We start from the raw sequence: 21316 nt of genomic DNA, 5'->3' as shown, positions 1-21316 counted from the left end.
TTCACACTAAGGGGGGACCATATGGAGATCGGGAGCCAATCCGGTCAAGTCCGGGGTTAAGGGAAGCAGCAATGCGGGCCTGTCTCAGGCCAGCTTCCGGACGCGGGTTGCGGGGACGGCAGGAGTGGCGGATGATGCCGGATATGGCGCTTTTTTCAGAAGGCAGATCCGTGCGGGCACATCGTCTTTTCCAGTCTGTTGCAGGGCTTGTCTTCGGTTTCTACGCGGGAGCCGGGATTGTGGCACAGGCACAAGCCCCGCGCTGTCCAACGGCGACGAGCGTGCCGGACAAGTCCCGGATGGCGCAGATGTTCCAGACAGCGCCGGACCGGGGTTTTTTGTGGAAAGTGACGAAGGACGGCCATTCGTCGTGGCTGTACGGGACGCTGCATGTCGCGAAGCAGGACTGGCTGATGCCCGGTCCGCTGACACGCTCTGCGATCCTGCACAGCAGTAAGGTCGCGCTGGAGCTTGATCTGAACGCCCCCGATACTGCGACCATCCTGCGCCAACCCGAAGATGCGGCGCGCTGGGGGCATCTCGTGCAGTCCGGACGCAAGGCGAAGGTGGATGCCCTCATGGATCAGCAATGCGTGCCGAGTGCAGCATTCGCGCATGTAGCCGTTGGCGTGGAGGCCGCTGGCGTCGAATCCCTGGCCTCACGCGGGGACGGCTATTATCCGGATTATGCCGTCGATGCCGTGCTGCAGGGCATGGCCGGGAGCCTGAAGAAGCCTCTGATCGGGCTGGAGACGGTGCAGATGCAGCGTGACCTTTTGATTGGGCCGGATGCGGTGGACGAGGATGCGTTCATCGATGACATCATCAGGGGCGTATCGTCTGGCAAAACCCAGACTGAAAACCGGCGGCTTGCGGAGATGTGGGCCTCGAGTGACGTGAAACGGCTGGATGCGTACCACGACTGGTGTGACTGCCTGAACACCGCGCAGGAACGGCGCTTCATGTCGCGCCTTCTGGACGATCGGAATGTCGGAATGGCTGCAAAAATTGCAAAGATCCATGAAAGCGGAACCTCGCTGTTCGTGGCGGTGGGCTCCCTTCATATGGCGGGGCCGAAAGGACTGCCCGCCCTCCTGCATCAGGACGGCTTCACGGTCGAGCAGATCGTGCCAGCACTCTGATGAAGCGGATCGTTCGGAAATTTCTGGGCCGCAAAGCCCGCCCCCGTCGTCCCGAGGCCCCTGTCCTGCCGCCGCAGATCGAAGAGATCCGGCAGGGGGCGCTGAAGGGGCAGCACCTTCAGATCGTGCAGTGGGGGCAGGTGCTGCTGGACAGTGTGCATGTTCCGCGCGATCCGGCGGGCGCGCTGGACTGGTTCACGATCGCGGCCAGTGCCGGGTTCGGGCCGGGGCACAACATGCGCGGCCGGTGTTTCCAGTTCGGCTGGGGCTGCGAGAAGGATCTGCAACAGGCGGCGCAATGTTATGCCGCCGCTGCCGCTGCGGGCGACGAATGGGGCCGGTACAATCTGGGCATCCTGACCATGCGCGGGATTGGCATGGACGCGGATCTGCCGCGGGCGCTGGATCTGTTCCGCGCGGCCGCTGGTCACGGTCATGCGAAATCCATGAACCTCTATGCGCGCTTTCTGGAAGAAGGCTGGGTCGTGTCGCAGGACCGGGCGGCAGCGCTGGACTGGTACCGGAAATCGGCCGAGGGCGGCGATTACCGGGGGCAGCACAATTATGCGACGGCGCTCGTGGATGCCGGAAAAACTGAAGAGGCACTGGGCTGGTGGCGTCAGGCGGTTGTGGATGCGACGTCCGACATCCTGCTGGCGATGGACCAGAAGCTTACAGCGCTGGGGCCGAAAGGCGATGCGGACCTGCTGGAGCGGGTCCGCGCGCGCCTGAAAGAGATGGGAATTTCTCCTTCAGGCGAAGCTGTTTCGGCTCAGTAATTCGCCGAAAGGTTGAAGAGGAAGGACCGTCCGACAGCCGGAGTAGCGCGATCGCTGAACAGATTGCTGTAATTCAGGCGGTTGTCGAGGTTGTAGCCGTTCATGGCCACGCGCCAGTGCTTGCCGAAATTATGGGAAATCACGGCATCCCACTCCACGGTCGCGGGCACATACCCTGTATTGGTGGCATTCAGATAAACGCCGTCACGCCAGGTCAGGCCTCCGCCGAACGTGACGTTCCACGGGCGGTTCGGCGCGATCGTATAGGTAGACCAGATCGTAGCCGAGTTCTTCGGAGCATACTGGATGCGCTTGCCGACATCGGCGGCCGTCAGGGACGAGACGGTCGTGGCGTCGTAATAGGCGTAAGTGCCGATCATGGTCCAGTTCTTCAGGATCTCACCCGACACACTGAGTTCGACGCCCTGATTGCGCTGGCGATCGCTGGAAGACGACACATCGCCTGTTGAAGGATCGGTCATGAGGGCGTTACCCTTTTCCAGACGGAAAACGGAGGCCGTAAAGCCCATGCGACCGTGGAAGGCGTTATACTTCGCTCCCAGTTCGTACAGGCTGCTGCGCTCGGGGCTGAAGCCCTGCGTGGAGGATTTCAGGGGTTCGGAGCTGTTCGTCACATACAGGCCCAGCGGCGTGGTGGACTGCGCCCAGTTGAAATAGACCATGAGATCGCTGGTCGGCGTGTACATCAGGCTGACGGTCGGATTGAATGTGTCCTGCTGTTGCCCGTAGGCCACGCCTGCGCCGATCGTGCCGCCATTGGCCGAATAGTGACTGTCCCAGTGGTCCCAGCGAAAACCGCCACGGATCGAGAATTCCGGCAGAAGCCAGATCTGTTCAGAGAAGAACGCGCCCACATCGGTGGCATCACCCGTTTTGTAGAGCGCACGGCCAACGCCGGGGATGCTGACGAGGGTACCGCTATACTGGCCCAGTGTACCGAGCAGCAGTCCGGGCTGTGTGGCCGAGGGATGGAGCAGGCTTGTGGTATCGGTTCGCGTGCCATTCTGGCCATTAAAATTATAGGCGTAATTGGTGCGCCGGTCATAGATATGCGCGACATCGACGCCGGCGATGATCTGGTGCCGGATGCTGCCCGTGGAGAATTTCGCAACGCCCGAGAAGACGTTCTGTACGGACCAGTCATCCTGCTGATAGGGCTCGGGGCCGCCCAGATGACCGCGCCGGTTGACGGTCGCCGCCTCGGGGTTGTTGAAATAATTGGCCACGCAGGTCGTATCGCAGCCGGGCTGTGAGGAGGAAAAGTACCTGCTGTACATGCCGCCGCGCAGGTCGTCATACAGAGTGATATGCCTGTTCAGGTCGAATTTCAGGCGGCCTGTCAGCATGTCCACGTTCGAAGCATCCTGATCGTAGCTCGTGCCGTACCAGTTGTTGCGGTTCAGGCCGTATTCCGTCAGGGGCTTTGCAATGGTCGTGCCCGGCTTGGTCACGACCGGCACACCATAATCCGGCACGCGGTTGTCGGTCTGGTGGAAATATTCTAGCGTAAACGTCGTGCGCTTGCCCAGACCGAATGCGATCGACGGCGCGATACCCCAGCGATGCGAATAGACGTTATCGCGGCCGACCGTGTTGTTCTCGTTACCCATGCCGGTGATGCGGATGGCCGTGGAATCCCCGATCTGTTTGTTGAAATCGAGCGTGCCGCGATAATAATCAGCGGAGCCTCCCGAGAAGCTGCCGCCATAGCTGTCGCCGAGATGGGCGACCTTGGTGGTGATGTTGATGGCGCCGCCCGTCGTGCCATTGCCGAAGACTTCGGAAGACGGTCCCTTGATGACCGAGACATGGTCATAATCGAAGCTATCGCGGGTATAGACGCCGAAATCGCGCAGGCCGTTCTCGTAAATGTCGTTCTGGGCCTGAAAACCGCGGATGAGGAACTGGTCGCCCGCCATGCCGCCCTCACCCTCGCCGACGGACGCTGTAATGCCCGGCACGTTGCGCAGGGCTTCGTCGAGGGATTTGACGTTCTGCTGCTGCATCAGAAGCTGGGGGACGATGTTGATCGTCTGCGGGGTATGCAGCGCATCTTCCGGCATCCGGCTCAGACCCATGGTCTCGTGCAGGATGTTCATGGGGGAGCCGACGACCTGGAGGTGCTCCTCTTCCTCAGGGGCGGCGCTGATGCTGTTATCCGCCGTTTTCGGAACAGGCGTCACACTCTTCGGGGCCACAGGCCGCGTTTCCTGCGGGTGCAGGGCGTTATTTTTTTGGGGGGCCTGACGACGGGCCTTGTGATGGTGCCGGACATCAGTCTGCTGGGCATGGGCTGCGGTACAGACGAGCGTCAGGCCGGCAGCCAGAGAGAGCGAGCCCAGAGGCGGGCGAGGTGTTCTGGACGACATCGGATCATGATCCTGCAAACGAAAACTGATACTGCCCTTAAAGATTTATTGAGAATTATTCTCAATACCGATTCCGTAAAAATGCGAAGGATTCTCATTCTCTCTTCAAAAACGTGGCAGAAACGACACACAATGTCATACTGCACAAAAAAACCCTCCCCCGAAAACGGGGAAGGGTGACGGTCCGGCGGGATTCAGAAGACTGGGAAAAGTTCAGTCAGCCAGAATGGAGCGGGCCTGGGCGGCATCGGCAGCAATCTGGGCCTTGAGTTCGTCCAGACCGGAGAATTTCTTTTCCTCACGCAGCAGCGCGATCAGCGCAACGCTGAGGGTCTGGCCGTACAGGTCTTGGTTGAAGTCGAAGAGATGGACTTCAAGGCGGCTTTCCCGGCCGTCATTGATCGTGGGACGACGGCCGATATTGGCGACACCAGGGATCACCCGACCATCGGGCAGTGTAACGCGGGCGGCATAGACGCCGCGCGCGGGTTCGAGATGCTGCGTCAGGGGAATATTGGCCGTAGGGAAGCCGAGAAGACGCCCGCGCTGGTCTCCGTGCATGACAGGACCGGTGATGCTCCAGAGACGGCCCAGTTCCTCGGCTGCGCGCTCAGGATAGCCTTCCTGCAACAGGCGACGGATGCGGCTGGAGGAAATCGGGCCCCCGTCATCGACAAGCTGGGGCACGATGGTCAGACCGATTCCATGAGGCACGAGAAGAGCCTCAAGACGGTCGATATTGCCGTGACGACGGTGGCCGAATGCGAAATCCGCACCACAGGCCACATGCGCCACACCGAGACCCTTCACGAGAACATCGTTCACGAACCGGTCGGCGCTCAGACGGGAGAATTCCGCATCGAACGGGATCTGGAAGACGTGTTCAACGCCCTGGCTGCCGAGGGCTGCGGCGCGGACATCCGGCAGCATCAGGCGGAACGGCGGGTCCTGCGGGCGGAACAGTGTTCGGGGGTGTGGGTCGAACGTGACAACCGAGAGCGGATGATCGGGCCGCGCCATCCGCAATGTTTCGAGGAGATGCACATGGCCGCGATGTACGCCGTCGAAATTGCCAAGCGCTGCCACCGTATTGCGGGCGGAGGCAGGGATGTTGCGCCAGTCCGTGTGCAGGATCATGCGACGGGCAGGCCAAACTGGCTGGAAACGGCGTTCAGGTCGGGAGCCTGCGCGACACCCGGATGCGGAATGGTGCCGTCCCGCTCGCGGACGAGCTGACAGACGCTCATCCCTGCGCTCTGGGCGGCATCCAGCTCTGCGCCGATATCGGACAAGAACAGGATTTCGTCTGCGGGAAGGCCGACGGCGGCGGTGATCTTTTCATAGGAGGCCGCGTCTTTTTTCCCGCCGGTCGAAAGATCGAAGAAGTCTTCGAACAGGGGCGTCAGATCGCCTTGTGCCGTATGGCCGTAGAGCAGTTTCTGCGACGGGATGGAGCCGGATGAGTAGACGGCCAGACGCAGGCCGCCTTTCGACCAGGCCTTCAGGGCGGGTGGCACATCCGGATACAGGTCGGCCTGAAGGGTGCCGTCCTCGAAACCCTGACGCCAGGTCAGGCCCTGAAGCGTCTTGAGGGGGGCTGCCTTCACGTCCGCCTTCATCCAGTCCTGACAGACTTTCAGCGGGTCCTGTCCCGGATGATCCATGACGATATCCGCCCGCGCCGCCACGACCGTCGGGTTCGTGTGGTCCTGCATCAGGGCCGGAAGGGCTTTCGCGGCATAGGGGAACATGACGTCCCGCACGAAAGAGATCGGCAGGGTTGTGCCCTCGATATCAAGCAGGACGAGACGGATCATGGGGGACTTTCAGGGAACTTCAGCGGGGAAGCGGTTGGCGATGTCATCGCCGGTATATTGCGCGATCCAGCCGGTCGTGTCGGTGAAGACGCGCAGGGCCACCACGTCCGGCTTCGGCCCGGCGTCGAACCAGTGCGGGATGCCTGCAGGAACGGAGATCAGGTCCCCTTGGGTGCATAAAACGGAATAGACGCGCCCGCGGATATGCAGGACGAACGCGCCCTGCCCGTGCACGAAGAAGCGGACTTCGTCTTCGCTGTGGGTGTGTTCGGACAGAAATTTTTTTCGGAGTTCCGGGAGGTTCGGCGTGGACGCGTTGATCCGCACCACGTCCGCGCTGCCTGCGCCCGTCTCGCCCATCAGCGTGTCCAGATAGGGGCGGTAGGCCTCCAGAACCTCTTCCGCCGGGGCATCCGGCGCCGGTGTGACGGGAGCCGACCAGCGATCGAAGCGGATATTGTGGGGACGCAGGGTCTCCGCAATCTCGCCCGGCGTGGTGACGTCCAGCAGGATCGTGTCGGGAGCATCATCGCGATAAACGGTCAGGCGGCTCATGGTCAGGCCTTCTTCTGCAGACGGGCGAGTTCGCAGGCCAGCAGGAACTCAAGCCCTTCGAGGCGGGCCAGGGCCGTGAACATGTCCTTGCCCCAGACATAGACGCCGTGGCCGCGAATCAGATAGCCGAGGCGCATGTCCACGAGCTTTGGCGCAACAACCGTGGCCAGCCGGGCGATGTCCTGATCGTTGTGAAACAGGGGCAGTTCCAGGCTCGTGTCATGAGTCGTCTGGCCTTCGAAGACCTTGAGGACTTCATAGCCCGCCAGCGTGATCGCGTCGGACGGTTCATCCATGGAGAGGATGGTCGCGGCGACGGAATGGCCATGCAGAACGGCGCCGATCGCGGGGTCATGGGCGTAAAGCTGCGTGTGCAGCAGCGTTTCCGCACTCGCGCGATTGGCGGGATCGACCGGCACGCCGTCCGGCGTGATCTCGATGACGTCGCTGTCCGTCAGAAAGCCTTTGTGGCCGCCGGAGCGGGTAATGGCGATCCGGCCATCCGGCAGGCGACATGACAGGTTGCCCGCCGTTGCCGGAACCCAGCCGCGCTGGTCCATCCGCTGGCCGGCCTGCACGATCTGGCGGCTGGCATTGCCCCAGCTTTCATCAACCTTGAGGTTCTGCATCAGACCTGATTGCGGTGCGTTTCGCTGTTGGTCGTCTGGCTATAGCCGGGGTTCTGGTGGGGCGGCGAAATATGACCCGGAGCCTGCGGAGCGTCCGTCGCGGTCATGGATTCATCGTCGGCCATGTTCTTCTTGAAGGACTTGATGCCCTTCGCAAAGTCTCCCATCAGGCCGCTGATCTTGCCGCCGCCGCCAAACACGACGAGCAGGACGACCGCCAGGATCAGCCAGTGAACGGGGCTCATGCTACCCATAGTGTGTTACTCCGAAAAGCGAGGGCATCCACCCGAGGCCTCATCATGTGGCAAGGCTTGAACGATTGTGCAAGCATTCCTCTCAGGAAGCGTCGTCACTGTCATGCGATGAAATGAAGCCATAGGTCGGATAAGCGCGCTTTCCCAGACCATGAACAGGCGCCCACCAGACCCGCACCAGCGTCCAGTCATTGCGGGCGGACACATCCGTCACGGGTACGGCGTGGTCGATGCGGCCGGGCTCCCAGTTGGCATGATCGACGAGGATCGTGCGGTCTGAAACCTGTCGGCGTACGATGGACACATGGCCGCTGGGAACACGGGATGTGGCGCGGAAAACCAGCACTTCTCCGGGACGAGGCATATGGGTATGGGCATAGCGTCCGCTGGACTGTCCCCACCATGAGGCCGCACTGCCGCTCAGTTTCAGCCCGGTGCGTTCGCGGGCATAGGGCGCGCATTGCAGCGGGCCGTTGAAGCTGGCACGGCTGTATTCGTAGTGGTTGCCACAGGCCGCGAGGAGCGCAAGCAGGCCGAGCGGCAGGCAGCGGAGAATGCGGGCCATCACTGTCACAGACTTCGAAAGGCGATGATGCGGTCTTCCGCCTCATCGGGGTCCATGTCGAGCACGCTCTGCGCGACATCACGGGAAAAACCGTTACGGGCGAAAACACCCATAGTCTTGAGAGGATCTTCTTCCTCCCGGTCGGGTCTCTGGAACGGGCCGAGGCGGCGTTTGCGGGCCAGAACGAGGGCAGCAGCAAGTTCCGCCTCCTGCGCACCGCTATCCGAACGCTCACCCAGCGACTCGTTGAGGGCTTCACGGGTCGTATCCTGATCGACGCCCTTGTTGGCGAGATGGGCCTCCACGGCGCGGCGGGAGCGACCGGTCCGGGTCAGGCTGAGGGCGCGGTTACGGGCATAACCGGCGTCGTCCACGGCGCCCAGATCGGTCATAGACGCGACGATCCCGTCAATGGCGGGGCGCAGGGCGGCGATGGCGGATTCGATGTCTTCGTTGGGCAGACCGGCGTGCGACGCACGCACGCCCCAGCGGCGCAGACGACGGTCCAGTACCTGACGCAGACCCTGTTCGGTCGTGGCGAAGCGGGCGAGATGCGCCAAGGCGGCCTCACGCAGGGATGCGGCATCAGGAACGGGGGGTGGGGCGGAATTGTCCTCCATGGTGGAACAATTATGCCGGGTGAAAGGCATTTACGGCAAGTCGGTCTGGAGCCATCATTCCCTCCATGAGCGATTCACTTTTTTCCCGTGTTGAAGCGGCCGTCTCCGCCCTCCCTGCCCGTTTTCCTGGTCCCGGCGGGGCTGTGGCCGTTCTGAAGGACGGCGAGGTTCTGGTCCGGCATGGCTGGGGCTATGCGAATGTGGAGCGCCGCATTCCGTTTACGTCGTCCACGCTGTTTCGCATGTGCTCCATCACCAAGCAGTTCACCTGCGGGACACTCCTGGATCTGTATGACGATCCGTCGGAACTGGACGCGGATGTGGATGCGCGGCTGCCGCAGCTCGACGAGCCTTCGCCGGGCCTGCTGCATCTCGCGCATAACCAGTCTGGCCTGCGGGATTACTGGGCCGTAGCGATGCTGCATGGCGCACCCATCGAAGGGGATTTCGGAGACCGCGAGGCCCGGCGTGTCATTGAGGGAACGCGGACGCTCCAGTTTCAGCCCGGCACGTCCTATTCCTATGTAAACCAGAATTTCCGGCTGATTTCCGACATTCTTCAGGACCGGACGGAACGCAGCTTTGCCGAGTTGCTCCAGACATCCATTTTCAATCCGGTGGGCATGGAACGCGCCATTCTGGCCGCCGATACGCGTGCCATGCCGGATGGGACAGTCGGCTATGAAGGAACCGTGGAGAGCGGCTTCCGTCCGGCGGTCAACAATGTCATCTGGACGGGAGATGCCGGGCTTGGGGCGTCTCTGGAAGACATGATCGCCTGGGAGCGGTTCATTGATGCCACACGTGAAGCGCCGGACAGTCTGTACCGGCGTCTGACCGCGCCGGTGACGTTCAGCGACGGTCAGGCCGCGCCTTATGGATTCGGCCTGCAACGCAGCACGATGTTCGGACGGGATGTGACGATGCATGGCGGCGCGTTGCGGGGCTGGCGCTCCCATCGACTGCACGTCGCGTCCGAGCGTCTGTCAGTCGTGGTGATGTTCAATCACATGAGCGCGGCACAGGTTGCGGCGGCGCAGATTCTGGCAGCGGCTCTGGGCGTTCCCTATGAGCCGGACCGCAGCACGCAGCCTCCGACTGCGCTGTATGGGACCTATCTGGAGCGGGAGACGGGACTGTCGGCCCGAATCGAACCTGCACCCGGTGGAGCAACGCTGCGCTATTTGATGGTGCCGGAGGCTCTGGAAGGGATTTCGGCAACGCGGGCCGAAGCGGGATCGGTCGTCGTAAAGGCGCAGGAGACTGCGGAGGGGCCGGAAGTCGTGGTGGAGCGTCCGGGAGAAAACCGGACGAGCCTCCTCATGCGCTGTGACGAGACGCCCGGCGAGGATATTGCCGAACTGGCGGGCGTCTATCGCTGCGAGGAACTGGACGAGGCCGAAGTGACCATCACACTGGCGGGCGGCGTGGTTTATGGCAGTTTTTCGGGAATCTTGGGCGATGGACGGATGGAAATGCTCCAACGTCTGGCAAAGGATGTGTGGGTTCTGCCCTGCCCGCGCGCACTCGATCACACGGCTCCCGGAGACTGGACCCTGGCGTTCGAGCGGCAGGGCGGCAGCGTGACGGCAGTGCGGGTCGGGTGCTGGCTGGCGCGGGATCTGCTGTATCAGCGGGTCTGATCTGCCGGGTTGACCGCCACATTCCGGCACGCCGGGGTTTGACGGAACCCCGTTCTGCCCTTCACTATGCACGGGCGGAATTTGAAGCCCTGCTCCGGGCAACCGGAGCAGGGTTTTGCGATTCCGCATAAACCGTTTCGTTTTCAACCAGATATTCAGAGATCCATCATGATCCCCGCGCTGATGCCGAATTACAAACGTGCCGACCTCGCTTTCGAGCAGGGCGAAGGCGTCTGGCTGACGGCGACGAACGGGCGACGATATCTGGATTTCGGGGCCGGCATTGCCGTGACTTCGCTGGGACATGCCCATCCGAAACTGGTTAAAACCATTGCGGAACAGGCCGCGAAGGTCATGCATGTCTCGAACCTGTACCGGGTTCCGCAGGCGGAGGCGCTGGCGGAACTGCTGGTGCAGAACACGTTCGCGGATTCCGTGCTGTTCTGCAATTCGGGCGCCGAGGCCAATGAAGGCATGGTCAAGATGATCCGCCGCGCCCAGTTCGAGAACGGGCATCCGGAGCGGACCAGCATCCTGTGCTTTGACGGGGCCTTCCACGGCCGGACGCTCGCCATGATCTCGGCGACGGGCAATCCAGCCTATCAGAAGGGCTTTGGCCCTGTGGTGGAAGGGTTCGACCATGCGCCGTTCAACAACACCAACACACTGCGTGAGGCCATTACGCCGCACACGGCGGGCATCATCGTCGAGCCCGTTCAGGGCGAGAGCGGTATCAAGCCTGCGACCCGCGAGTTCATGGAAGGGCTGCGCGCCGTCTGTGACGAATACGGGCTGTATCTGGGTTTTGATGAAGTCCAGACCGGTGTGGGCCGGACGGGCAAGCTGTTCGCGCATGAATGGTATGGCATCCGCCCAGACGTGATTTCCGTAGCGAAGGGCATTGGCGGTGGCTTCCCGCTTGGCGCCGTTCTTGCGACGGAAGAGCTGGCGCGACACCTGACACCGGGCTCCCACGGGACGACCTTTGGCGGCAATCCGCTGGCTTGCGCAGCCGGGGTGACCGTTCTGGAAGAAATCCTGAGCCCCGGCTTTCTGGAGCATGTCCGTACGGCTGGAGATGCGTTCGGGAAGATGCTGGAAGACGTTGTCAGCCGCTCGGAAGGCGTTTTCGACAATGTGCGTGGTCTTGGGCTGATGCGCGGCCTGCACTGTGTGCCGCCTGTGGGCGACGTCATGCAGGCGGTTCTGGATCAGGGCCTTTTGACCGTGAGTGCTGGAGACAATGTGCTGCGTCTTGTTCCGCCGCTGGTCGTGACGGAAGCCGAGTGCCGCGAGGCCTGCGAGCGGCTCGTGAAGGCCGCCCTGTCCCTGAAAGCCTCTGCCGCGCAGGAGAAAGCATCGTGAGCACGACAGCAGCGACTCTGACTCCGAGACATTTTCTTGATCTGCGCGATTTCAGCCCCGAAATCATCCGGCAGATCATCGACCTTTCAGCGAAGGTCAAGGCCATGCAGAACGGGCGCCGTCAGCCTCTGCATCCGGAGCGCCCGTTGGAAGGCCGTACCCTCGGCCTGATCCTCGCCCAGCCTTCGACGCGCACCCGCGTGTCGTTCGAGGTCGGGATGGGGCAGCTTGGCGGGTCCGTTTCAGTCCTTTCGCCGGGCGACATGCAGCTTGGCCGGGGCGAGACGGTGGCCGACACGGCCCGCGTCCTGTCGCGCTTTCTGGACGTGATCGTGCTGCGGACCGGGAATGACGCCAATCTGCGTGAACTGGCGAAATGGAGCTCGGTTCCGGTCATCAACGGCCTGACGCCCGTCTCCCATCCGATCCAGATTCTGGCGGATGTCCTGACGTTCGAGGAACATCGCGGGCCGATCCGCGGCAAAACGCTGGCCTGGATCGGGGACGGCAACAACGTCGCGACATCCCTGATGGAAGGCGCGGCCCTTCTCGGCTTCAATGTCCGCCTGGCAACACCGGAAGGGTTCGCGCCCAACCCTGACGCCGTGGCGTGGGCACGGGCCCATGGTGCGACGATCGAGGTTTTCCACGACCCTGCTGAAGCCGTCACGGGCGCGGATGCCGTGCTGACGGATACCTGGGTCAGCATGGGGGACAAGGACCGTGAAACGCGCCTCAAGGTGTTCCAGCCCTATCAGGTCGATACGGCGCTGATGGCAAAAGCTGCGCCCGATGCCCTGTTCCTGCACTGCCTGCCTGCCCATATCGGAGAGGAAGTGACGCCGGAGGTCTTTGAAGGCCAGGCGTCCGTTGTCTTCGATGAGGCGGAAAACCGCCTGCACACGCAGAAGGGCCTGCTGCTCTGGGCTCTTGGGAAAGAAAACGGTTGATGGATACACCACCCTTCCTCGACACGAACCGGCCTGACGTTCCGAACATGGTCGTCTCGGGCGGCGTTACGCCCTTTTATCTGGAACGCTCCCCGGTGCGGGGACGTCTGGTGCGGCTTGGGCCTCTGGCAGATGCCATCCTGTCGCGGCATGACAATCCCGATGGGGTTTCGCAGCTTGGGGGAGAGGCGCTGGCCCTCGTGGCGGCCATGGTGTCGGCCCTGAAGTTCAAGGGGGCCTTTTCCCTCCAGATCAAGGGCGACGGTCCGGTTTCAATGCTGGTGACGGATGCCACAGACAGTGGGGATCTGCGATTCTTCGCACGTCTGCGCGAGGATGCGGACCGGGATGCCCTCCCTGAGACGGCCAAGGGCCTTCTGGGGGACGGCTACATGGCGTTCACCATTGACCAGGGGCCGGACATGGACCGGCATCAGGGCATCGTGGATCTGACCGGCACGACGCTGGCGGACATGGCCGTGAACTATTTCCAGACCAGCGAGCAGCATGACTGCTGGATCCGGCTGTTCTGTGCGAAATCGGCCGATGGATGGAAGGCCGGGGCGCTTGTTCTGGAGCGGATCGCGGCAGAAGGCGGGATCGAGGCGTCCGAACAGGATGAGGACGCCTGGGAAACCGCCTGTACGCTGGCTGGAACGGTGACGGAGCAGGAAATCCTTGACCCGGACCTGTCCAACGAACGCCTGATCCAGCGGCTTTTCGGCACGCTGGACGTCCGCGTCGGGACGCCGCGCGCCCTGGCTTATGGCTGCCGGTGCAACCGGGCGAGGCTGGCCTCCGTTCTGGAGACATTCCCGGAAGACGACCTCGACCACATGGTCGAAAATGGCGCCATCACGATGAACTGTGAATTCTGCAATGTGGGTTTCCGCTTCACGCGCGGGGAACTTGGAGAACGGACTGCATGACGATCCCCCTGCTTGATGGCGTGAAGCTCGATGGCTTTCCGGTCGAGCAGCTTTATTCCGGCTGGAGCGCAAGCAGCCGGGAGATCGTGGCGGATGATTTCAGCGTGCTGGTTTTCACGGAAGACGCCACCGGAAAGCAGGCCTGCTGGTGGCTTGAAGGAGATGAGTACCGCGCAAGCCATGTCCTGTCGCTCGAAGCGTCCGTTCGGCGGCGTCTTCTGATGGCGATGGATCCGGTGTTCTGGCCGCTCGCGACCGGAGTGCTGGGCGCTCCGCTTCCTCCGCAGACCGGTCCGTCATGCGACGCCCTGCCTGAAATCGCCGTCAATGAACTTTCCGGCTCCTGGCTTGGAGGGTTTGCGCCGCATACGCTTCTTCTGCCGTCGGGCCATGCCGATAGCGGTGAAGCGCTGCCCTGCCCGAACGGGCGGCAGATCGGCGAAAACCGGATCACGGCCCTGCTGGCAGCCCAGCGCGGGCAGGGTCCGCTGATCGTCTCGTCTCCCTTCACGGCGCTGCCGCTTCTGGCCCAGATCACCTTTCGGGTGGGGGCGTTCAGCGGAAGCCGCTTTCAGGACGCCGATACGGTTTTTTACCTGATCTGGAACGAAACGCTTCCGGCCCTGCGCCCGTCTTTTTACTATCCTGACGCTCCGATGCTGATCAGTGACGATCCCGCAGCGGCGATGATTCCGGGGCTCATTCTGGGCTGGTATGCCCGTCATCCCGAACATGTGTCCCTGATCCGGGACGCCCGTCCGTTCAGAGCGGAAGATTTCGGCGTCGGGCAGGCTTTTGGTCTTCGTCCCAGTGTTCCGGGCGAAACGCCACCACCGCCTTCTCCCAAGGCCGCGCCATCTTTTACGATACCACAGCCGCCAACGTCCCCTTCTCACCCCCCAGCATCTGGACAGAGACTGAAAAGCCGGATCAAGTCCCTTTTCAATCGTCGGTAACGCCTTCAGGAGACAGGATATGCGCATACGTTACTGGACCGGTCTGGGGAGCCTGATGCTGTCTCTGGGCATGGCCGCCTGCTCGGACGGGACTGCGGACGAGACATTCCCCCCGACCGATTACAGCTATCTTCCTCAGATCCATCTGAACGTAGCCTCGATTGACGTTCAGGACGAAGCGCCCGCCGCACCGGATTCTCTGTCGGCCAAAGCGCCCATCGCGCCGGATCAGGCACTCAAAAACATGGCCGGACAGCGTCTGGTCGCAAGCGGAACCTCGGGCAAGGCGGACTTCATCATCAAGCAGGCCTATCTGAACCGCGCGGGCGACAACGCGGTGACGGGCGCCATGGATGTACAGTTGAACGTGTCGGATGCCAGCAACCAGCATACCGGATTTGTTCATGCCCGCATCACGCGCAAGCTGGACGCCGGCGACCGCGATCCGACATCCCGCAGGGAACTCTATACCCTCACAAACCAGATGATGCAGGACATGAATGTGGAACTGGAATTCCAGATCCGCAAGAAGCTCCTGTCCTGGATGACGGATGCTGCGGGAACGCCAATCGTCAACGGGGGCGTACAGCAGCAGACACTCGGAGTTCCGGGCGCTGAGCCAGCGGCTGCACCCCCCACGCCCGCGCTGGCTGCACCGGACACCGTCTCTCCTGCTCCCCCAAAAACCGCACCCCCTGTTGCGACTTCAAATGCGCCGGACGCCATTTTTCCGACAGGGACCGAGACCGACACGGCAGCCACACCCACCACCGTTCAGCGCTCGCCCCAGCCCGGAACCCTGCAACTTCCCTCAACAGGCAGTTCAGCAACCCACTAAAATCATCCAGAGGATTCAGATCTCTCGTCATGTTGTGATGAGGGATTGTCTGGCGGCTTTAGTCTGTTTTCGTTAGAAAACGGGTTTGTAAATCACCCGTTTCCAGATCTTCTGTGCCCCTGGTTCTATCCCCGGAGAAAGCTGTGCCCCCCATGGAACCGACACTGAACAATCCATTCCGCCGCAGTGTCGTGAAAGGACTTCTGGGAACCACGTCATTCTGGATGGCTTCAGGAAACGCCCGGTGGGCCGAAGCTCTGGCTGCTGAAGCGGCCCAGCCCTATCGTCCGGTTTTTTTCGATGCTGCGGAATACCAGTTTCTCGAATCCGCCTGCGAACGTCTGTTTCCCGCTGACCATAACGGCCCGGGCGCAAGGGCTCTCGGTGTTGCGGAATTCCTGGACCGGCAGATGCAGACCCCATACGCACGGGGTGAGAACTGGTACATGTCCGGCCCGTTCGAACAGGGCCCAGCCAATCTGGGCTACCAGCTTCCTTTTATACCCAAGGACCTGTATCGCAAGGGGATTGCAGGCGTGGAGCATTACGCCCGCCAGCAATATGGGAAGGGATTTGTCGCTCTGTCCGCCATGCAGCAGGACGAAATCCTGACAGCCCTGGAAGGTGGCTCCGTACAGCTTGGCGACATTCCGGGACGAGTCTTTTTCGAACAGCTCCGGACCAACACGCTTGAAGGGGCTTTTGCCGATCCGCTTTACGGTGGCAATCGCGGCCTTGGGGGCTGGGTCATGCTGGGCTTTCCCGGCGCACGGGCGGACTTCATGGACTGGGTCAATCAGGAAGGGGCGTCCTATCCCATTGGTCCGGTCTCTATTTCCGGGGAGACTGCCTGATGGTCAAACATGTCGATGCGATCATTGTAGGAGCAGGCTGGGCCGGCTCAATCATGGCCAAGGAGCTGACCGAAGCCGGTCTGTCGGTCGTCATGCTTGAGCGGGGGCCGGAAAGAACGACTCCCGTTGAAGGGGCCTATCCGGACTCCATTGATGAACTGCGCGGAGCCATCCGCAAGCGGCTTTTCCAGAACCTGTCCCAGTCGACCGTGACGATCCGCAACACCATGGACCAGACGGCCCTGCCGTACCGGCAGCTCGCAGCCTTCCTGCCGGGCGAAGGCGTCGGCGGTGCGGGTCTGCACTGGTCTGGTGTTCATTTCCGCGTTGCCCCGGAAGACCTGAGGCTCCGAAGTGCCGTGATCGAACGGTATGGAGAAAAATTCATTCCCGAAGGCATGAATCTTCAGGATTATGGCGTCACCTATGACGAGCTGGAACCTTTTTTCGATAAAGCGGAAAAGGTCTTCGGCACTTCGGGAGAAGCTTACAGGGTCCAGGGAAAAATCGTTGGAGACGGGAATGTTTTTTCTCCGGATCGTTCTGATAATTTTCCACTCCCTGCGATGAAGGATACTTTCTCAGCATCGGTTTTCCGGGATGCCGCGAAAAATGCCGGATATCATCCTTACGCGCTTCCTGCGGCCAATGCGTCGCGTCAGTATACCAATACTTACGGCTGCCAGATGGGGCCGTGCAATTTCTGCGGTTATTGCAGCGGGTATGACTGCTACCTGTATTCAAAAGCCTCACCCAACGTGAACATCCTTCCTGTCCTGCGGCAGGATCCAGGATTTTCCCTTATAGCGGATGCCCATGTTCTGCGCGTCGATCTCGACAGTACGAAAACAAAAGCGACCGGCGTCACTTATCTGGACACGAAAACCCGGAAAGAAATCTCGCTCTCGGCGGATCTGGTTATTCTGGGAGCGTTCCAGTTCAACAATGTGCATCTGATGCTGGTCTCGGGCATCGGAAAACCCTACGATCCGGTCAGCAATACCGGAACGGTCGGACGCAATTTCGTCTACCAGACGATCACGTCCTCACGCGTGTGGCTACCACCTTCGACCTATACCAACCAGTTCGTAGGGGCGGGGGGCGCCGGGGTTGCCATTGATGATTTCAACAGCATGAATTTCGATCACGGGCCGCTCGGTTTTGTGGGGGGATCGCCTGTCTGGGTCAATCAGGCGGGTGTGAAACCGATTGCCGCCGCACTCGGCGCCGGAGGGGGAGGCACGCCACGCTGGGGCTCCGCCTACAAGGACTCCCTCGTCAATACTTACAAACATTCGCTCGGTATCGACGCCCATGGCAGCAACATGGCGTATCGGGATGTCTATCTGGATCTCGATCCAACATGGAAAGACGCTTACGGACAGCCGCTGCTCCGCATGACCTTCACATGGAAGGACAACGACATCCGCATGAACCAGTATGTCGTGAGCAAGATCGAACCCATTGCCCGCGCCATGGGGGCGACGAAAATGAATCTGGTTCATCTCAACGCGGGTCAGCCCTTCGACACACGCACCTATCAGACCACACATCTGGGAGGCGGTGCCATCATGGGAGATAACCCCCAGACCAGCGCGATCAACCGCTACCTTCAGAGCTGGGATGTGTCCAACGTCTTTGTCATCGGATCGAATGCGTTTCCGCAGGGCATGGGATACAACCCGACAGGAATGGTAGCTGCGCTCGCATACTGGGCCGCACACCACATTCGTGCGACCTATCTCAAATCCCCTGGTCCGATGGTGAAAGCATGAAGTGGCGCCTGTTTGTCGCCTGCCTTCTCGGAGCCGGGCTTACGGGATCTGCCACCGCGCAGGATGCTGACAAAGCCACTCTGGAAAAAGGACGCTATCTGGCGGCAGCCTCTGATTGTGCAGCCTGCCATTCCGTTCACGGAAAACCGGAATATTCCGGAGGAGTATCTTTTTCCCTTCCTATGGGGAAAATCTACTCCACCAACATCACCCCGGATCCCGAACACGGGATCGGACGCTATACGGAAGCACAGTTTGGCCGCGCCGTACGGGAAGGCATCCGACGTGATGGCTCAACCCTTTATCCCGCCATGCCTTTTCCCTCTTATGCCCGGATGACAGACAGCGATATCCACGCACTGTTTGTCTATTTCAGAAAAGGCGTTCCAGCAGCTTCCGTTCCTACGCCGGACAACGAGATTCCATGGCCGCTCTCCATGCGCTGGCCGCTGACGGTCTGGCGCTGGGTTTTTGCCCCCACGCCTCACACGGCCATACCCCGGACCGCCGGAGAATTCACCGATCCCCAGCTTGCGCGGGGCGCCTATCTCGTGGAAGGGCCTGCCCATTGCGGAGCCTGTCATTCTCCACGCGCCATCACGATGCAGGAAAAAGCCCTGACGGCCGATGGTGGCAGTCTTTATCTGTCTGGTGGGGCCGTAGTGGATGGCTGGACTCCGCCCTCCCTGCGGCAGGAAAACCGGACCGGACTGGGCCGCTGGCGCGAAGAGGACATCGTGGCGTTTCTCAAGACCGGCCGCGCCGAGACCGGAAGCGTCTTCGGTTCCATGACGTCTGCCGTGCTGCATGGCACACAGAAACTGACAGATGAGGATCTGCGGGCTATCGCACATTACCTCAAAAGCCTTCAGGCTGCCGACCACTCCCAGACACCCTGGACCTATGACCCCACCATTACGGACCAGCTTCACAAAGCGAATCTGTCATCACGGGGGGCACGGGTCTATATTGACCGTTGCGCAGCCTGCCATCGTACGGACGGCAAGGGATATCCTGCGGTTTTCCCCCCACTGGCGGGCAATCCTGTCGTGATGCAGAGCGACCCGGTGTCGCTCGTTCATATCGTTCAGGCGGGCGCGACCCTCCCCGCCATGATGGCCGCTCCATCCTCCATCGCGATGCCTGCGTTCAACCACAAGCTGACCGATCAGCAGATCGCCGATGTCGTGACATTCATCCGCAAGGCATGGGGAAACAACGCTTCTCCTGTTTCGGCGGACGACGTGAAACAGTTCAGCAAAAGCATGCCACCCTCCGATATGGCGGATGACACACCTGCGCTGAACTGAACCTGTCAGGGCAGGAAACGATACAGGACACAGCCCTGATATCCCGTGCCACCACTGGACGATGCACCGTCGGTCGTCGCTGAATAGGAGCCTCCGCCACCCGCACCATACCGGGTGGCGTTGCGGCCTCCCTGATTTCCGCACCGCCCTGCGCCGCCCCATGGACCATCTCCTCCATAGCCGGAGAACGTGTAGGCATTGCACTGCCCGTCACCACCCGACGTTCCGCTCTGGTTCCAAACGGTGCCGCCCGATGCGTTTCCGCCAACTCCACCCGCAGAGCCCGTGGTGGAATAGAACGTGCCGCCCTGTCCGCCTTCAGCCTGCAGCAGTGTCTGCCCCAGATAGCTGACAAGAGACGTGCCACCTGTCTGTTCGGATCCACCGCCGCTTCCGACCGTAATCGCCAGTCCGTTGCCCTGCGTCGGACTAACGGTATAAATACCCCAGGCATCACCGCCGCCGCCGCCGCCAGAAAAAGAACTGGCGGTCGTCGTCGCCTGCGAGGCCGCCCCGCCGCCGCCGGCACCGATAGCGCGCAGTTCCACTCTGGACGCCCAGGCCGGAATGGAAACCGAGCCATTTCCGGTCACAAGTGTCATGGGTTCGGTAGAGGCTTTCAGCAGGGCCTGCGTCGCCAGCTCCGGAATGGTCGGCCAGAAAACCTGACCCGGCTGAACCGTCACACCCGCCAGCGTGGACGCTCCCTGCGGTACAGTAATTGTATAAAGTGCCACGACACACCCGCCTGCCGGTGGAACGGGAGGGTTGGTCGCAGCGACCAGGGTCATGGCACCCGTACGGCGCACAGGTAGCGTACCACCATCATTCTGGAGACCGGCCTGTGTCTGGGAAGGATTACTGGCATTGAAGAACGGAAGCACCGTCGGATCAGCATCCTGCTCGGAGCAGAGGGCATAAATCGTATAGGTATTGCCCGAACCGGGAAGCGTGATGGTCTGCGACGCCGCGCTGATATACTGGCATGTAAGAGCCGTCGCATCCGCTGCCAGACCGCCACCATTGCCACCAATGGCAGAAGCATCCATGACGCCGGGAGCCAGAACCGAACCCGCATCAATCGTCAGGTTCAGACTGCTGGAAGATACCGAATACCCCAGACCGGACGCCGCCATGACATTGGGTCCATAAAGCATCGAAGCCAGATTGCCGAACGCTGCTTTGGTATACCGCCCGGCCAGCAGAAGATCCGTATCGAGCGGGATTGATCCCGCATAAACGATTGCCCGATCCATTAATTTTTCACCTTGATCCAGCCGGTAACGCCCATAGCTGCCGTCTGATCGACGACATGGCAGACTGTTGCCAGATCTGCGGCTTTTCCCAACTGTGTTTCCACAAAAAACTGGCCGCCCTGAAGGCTGCCATAACGCAGGGCCTCCGCACCATAACCGTATCCTCCACCCATGGCAGGAGCTGAAGCGCAGGCGAGTGCATGGCAGTCGGACGCATTCAGGGTTTCGATAATAACCGGCTGCACGCCTGTCGCCGCGACAAGTGCGTCCGTTACGGCCTGACGGGTGTTGCGTTCGGCAAACAGAGAGGCCCGGATGCGTTTGCGATACATGACATCTGGCTCGGAAGACTGACGGACCAGTCCGCCGTAACCGAAATAATCCTCGGCCGCCATATCCAGAAAGGCGCCACTCATCGTCGCAAGACGCATCTGCAGGGAACATTCCTGCATCAACTGCCAGATACCGGACAGAACCGCGCCAAAACCGCGCAGAATCGCCGCCAGTACCGGCGCGGATTCTACTTCCAGACCTTGAGGCGCCGGCGGAAACCACCCTGTCGGCAAGAGACGCCGGAACCGCCCCGCAAAATCCTCTACCGACCCAGGGACTGGCCCCGTATCCAGCAGGACGCTGCCATCAGAAGCCCGAAGGATATCCTGGTCTTCATCGTAGAGAACCGCCATCCC

21 protein-coding genes are annotated in these 21316 nt (G+C 61.3%); 11 read left to right on the top strand and 10 right to left on the bottom strand.

Annotated elements, in window-relative coordinates; genetic code table 11:
• The first annotated feature begins 71 nt into the window (after positions 1 to 71).
• Together GAL01_RS10405 and GAL01_RS10400 are read left to right on the top strand one after the other, a co-directional pair.
• Positions 72 to 1142, top strand: a complete 1071-nt coding sequence (locus GAL01_RS10405; RefSeq protein ID WP_255308581.1) for a TraB/GumN family protein — start codon at positions 72 to 74, stop codon at positions 1140 to 1142.
• Positions 1142 to 1921, top strand: a complete 780-nt coding sequence (locus GAL01_RS10400) for a tetratricopeptide repeat protein (protein WP_062030704.1) — start codon at positions 1142 to 1144, stop codon at positions 1919 to 1921. Before GAL01_RS10405 ends, GAL01_RS10400 begins: the two co-directional genes overlap by 1 nt.
• Here the strand turns inward: GAL01_RS10400 and GAL01_RS10395 are convergent.
• The 8 genes from GAL01_RS10395 to GAL01_RS10360 form a co-directional block, all read right to left on the bottom strand.
• The gene (locus GAL01_RS10395) at positions 1915 to 4311 is read right to left on the bottom strand and encodes a TonB-dependent receptor (protein WP_062030698.1); all 2397 of its coding nucleotides are present in this window, start codon (positions 4309 to 4311) and stop codon (positions 1915 to 1917) included. The genes GAL01_RS10400 and GAL01_RS10395 overlap by 7 nt on opposite strands.
• Before the next feature lie 213 nt (positions 4312 to 4524).
• The gene (locus GAL01_RS10390; RefSeq protein ID WP_062030695.1) at positions 4525 to 5448 is read right to left on the bottom strand and encodes a bifunctional riboflavin kinase/FAD synthetase; all 924 of its coding nucleotides are present in this window, start codon (positions 5446 to 5448) and stop codon (positions 4525 to 4527) included.
• Positions 5445 to 6128: an acireductone synthase gene (mtnC, locus tag GAL01_RS10385; RefSeq protein ID WP_062030692.1), complete on the bottom strand. Its 684-nt coding sequence runs from the start codon at positions 6126 to 6128 to the stop codon at positions 5445 to 5447. Before mtnC ends, GAL01_RS10390 begins: the two co-directional genes overlap by 4 nt.
• Before the next feature lie 9 nt (positions 6129 to 6137).
• Positions 6138 to 6683, bottom strand: coding sequence for a 1,2-dihydroxy-3-keto-5-methylthiopentene dioxygenase (locus GAL01_RS10380; RefSeq protein WP_062030690.1), 546 nt, complete (start codon positions 6681 to 6683; stop codon positions 6138 to 6140).
• A gap of 2 nt (positions 6684 to 6685) precedes the next feature.
• Positions 6686 to 7312 carry a methylthioribulose 1-phosphate dehydratase gene (locus GAL01_RS10375; protein WP_062030688.1) on the bottom strand — a complete coding sequence of 209 codons (627 nt, stop codon included), beginning with the start codon at positions 7310 to 7312 and terminating at the stop codon, positions 6686 to 6688.
• The gene (locus tag GAL01_RS10370; RefSeq protein ID WP_062030686.1) at positions 7312 to 7566 is read right to left on the bottom strand and encodes a twin-arginine translocase TatA/TatE family subunit; all 255 of its coding nucleotides are present in this window, start codon (positions 7564 to 7566) and stop codon (positions 7312 to 7314) included. The genes GAL01_RS10375 and GAL01_RS10370 overlap by 1 nt, the downstream gene beginning before the upstream one ends.
• Before the next feature lie 82 nt (positions 7567 to 7648).
• Complete coding sequence (locus tag GAL01_RS10365; protein WP_062030684.1) at positions 7649 to 8131, bottom strand: CHAP domain-containing protein; 483 nt, start codon at positions 8129 to 8131, stop codon at positions 7649 to 7651.
• Positions 8132 to 8136: 5 nt separating this feature from the next.
• Entirely contained in the window at positions 8137 to 8751 is a 615-nt protein-coding gene (locus tag GAL01_RS10360; RefSeq protein ID WP_062030682.1) for a regulatory protein RecX, read from the bottom strand.
• Positions 8752 to 8816: 65 nt separating this feature from the next.
• Here GAL01_RS10360 and GAL01_RS10355 point away from each other — a divergent pair, with 65 nt between their 5' ends.
• The 9 genes from GAL01_RS10355 (at position 8817) to GAL01_RS10315 (ending at position 19371) form a co-directional block, all read left to right on the top strand.
• The gene (locus GAL01_RS10355) at positions 8817 to 10394 is read left to right on the top strand and encodes a D-aminopeptidase (RefSeq protein ID WP_062030680.1); all 1578 of its coding nucleotides are present in this window, start codon (positions 8817 to 8819) and stop codon (positions 10392 to 10394) included.
• A 168-nt stretch (positions 10395 to 10562) separates the two neighbouring features.
• Positions 10563 to 11759, top strand: a complete 1197-nt coding sequence (locus tag GAL01_RS10350; protein WP_062030678.1) for an aspartate aminotransferase family protein — start codon at positions 10563 to 10565, stop codon at positions 11757 to 11759.
• Complete coding sequence (argF, locus tag GAL01_RS10345) at positions 11681 to 12709, top strand: ornithine carbamoyltransferase (RefSeq protein ID WP_373317695.1); 1029 nt, start codon at positions 11681 to 11683, stop codon at positions 12707 to 12709. Before GAL01_RS10350 ends, argF begins: the two co-directional genes overlap by 79 nt.
• Positions 12709 to 13638: an Hsp33 family molecular chaperone HslO gene (hslO, locus tag GAL01_RS10340; protein WP_062030676.1), complete on the top strand. Its 930-nt coding sequence runs from the start codon at positions 12709 to 12711 to the stop codon at positions 13636 to 13638. Before argF ends, hslO begins: the two co-directional genes overlap by 1 nt.
• A complete protein-coding gene (locus tag GAL01_RS10335) occupies positions 13635 to 14594 on the top strand; it encodes a hypothetical protein (RefSeq protein ID WP_062030674.1) in 960 nt (319 codons plus the stop codon). The genes hslO and GAL01_RS10335 overlap by 4 nt, the downstream gene beginning before the upstream one ends.
• A gap of 19 nt (positions 14595 to 14613) precedes the next feature.
• Positions 14614 to 15432 carry a hypothetical protein gene (locus GAL01_RS10330; RefSeq protein ID WP_062030672.1) on the top strand — a complete coding sequence of 273 codons (819 nt, stop codon included), beginning with the start codon at positions 14614 to 14616 and terminating at the stop codon, positions 15430 to 15432.
• A gap of 143 nt (positions 15433 to 15575) precedes the next feature.
• The gene (locus GAL01_RS10325; RefSeq protein WP_062030670.1) at positions 15576 to 16286 is read left to right on the top strand and encodes a gluconate 2-dehydrogenase subunit 3 family protein; all 711 of its coding nucleotides are present in this window, start codon (positions 15576 to 15578) and stop codon (positions 16284 to 16286) included.
• Positions 16286 to 18061 (top strand): GMC family oxidoreductase, encoded by a 1776-nt coding sequence (locus tag GAL01_RS10320; protein WP_062030668.1) that lies wholly within the window; start codon positions 16286 to 16288, stop codon positions 18059 to 18061. Before GAL01_RS10325 ends, GAL01_RS10320 begins: the two co-directional genes overlap by 1 nt.
• The gene (locus tag GAL01_RS10315; RefSeq protein ID WP_062030667.1) at positions 18058 to 19371 is read left to right on the top strand and encodes a cytochrome c; all 1314 of its coding nucleotides are present in this window, start codon (positions 18058 to 18060) and stop codon (positions 19369 to 19371) included. The genes GAL01_RS10320 and GAL01_RS10315 overlap by 4 nt, the downstream gene beginning before the upstream one ends.
• Before the next feature lie 5 nt (positions 19372 to 19376).
• Here GAL01_RS10315 and GAL01_RS10310 read toward each other — a convergent pair whose 3' ends face one another.
• Both GAL01_RS10310 and GAL01_RS10305 read right to left on the bottom strand, forming a co-directional pair.
• Entirely contained in the window at positions 19377 to 20627 is a 1251-nt protein-coding gene (locus tag GAL01_RS10310; RefSeq protein ID WP_062030666.1) for a glycine-rich domain-containing protein, read from the bottom strand.
• A complete protein-coding gene (locus GAL01_RS10305) occupies positions 20627 to 21313 on the bottom strand; it encodes a hypothetical protein (RefSeq protein ID WP_062030665.1) in 687 nt (228 codons plus the stop codon). The genes GAL01_RS10310 and GAL01_RS10305 overlap by 1 nt, the downstream gene beginning before the upstream one ends.
• Positions 21314 to 21316: the final 3 nt, after the last annotated feature.

It is taken from the genome of Gluconobacter albidus (assembly GCF_002723915.1).
Lineage (GTDB): Bacteria > Pseudomonadota > Alphaproteobacteria > Acetobacterales > Acetobacteraceae > Gluconobacter > Gluconobacter albidus.
Note: the sequence above shows the minus strand (reverse complement) of the source record. Positions and strands in the feature narration are given on the sequence as shown.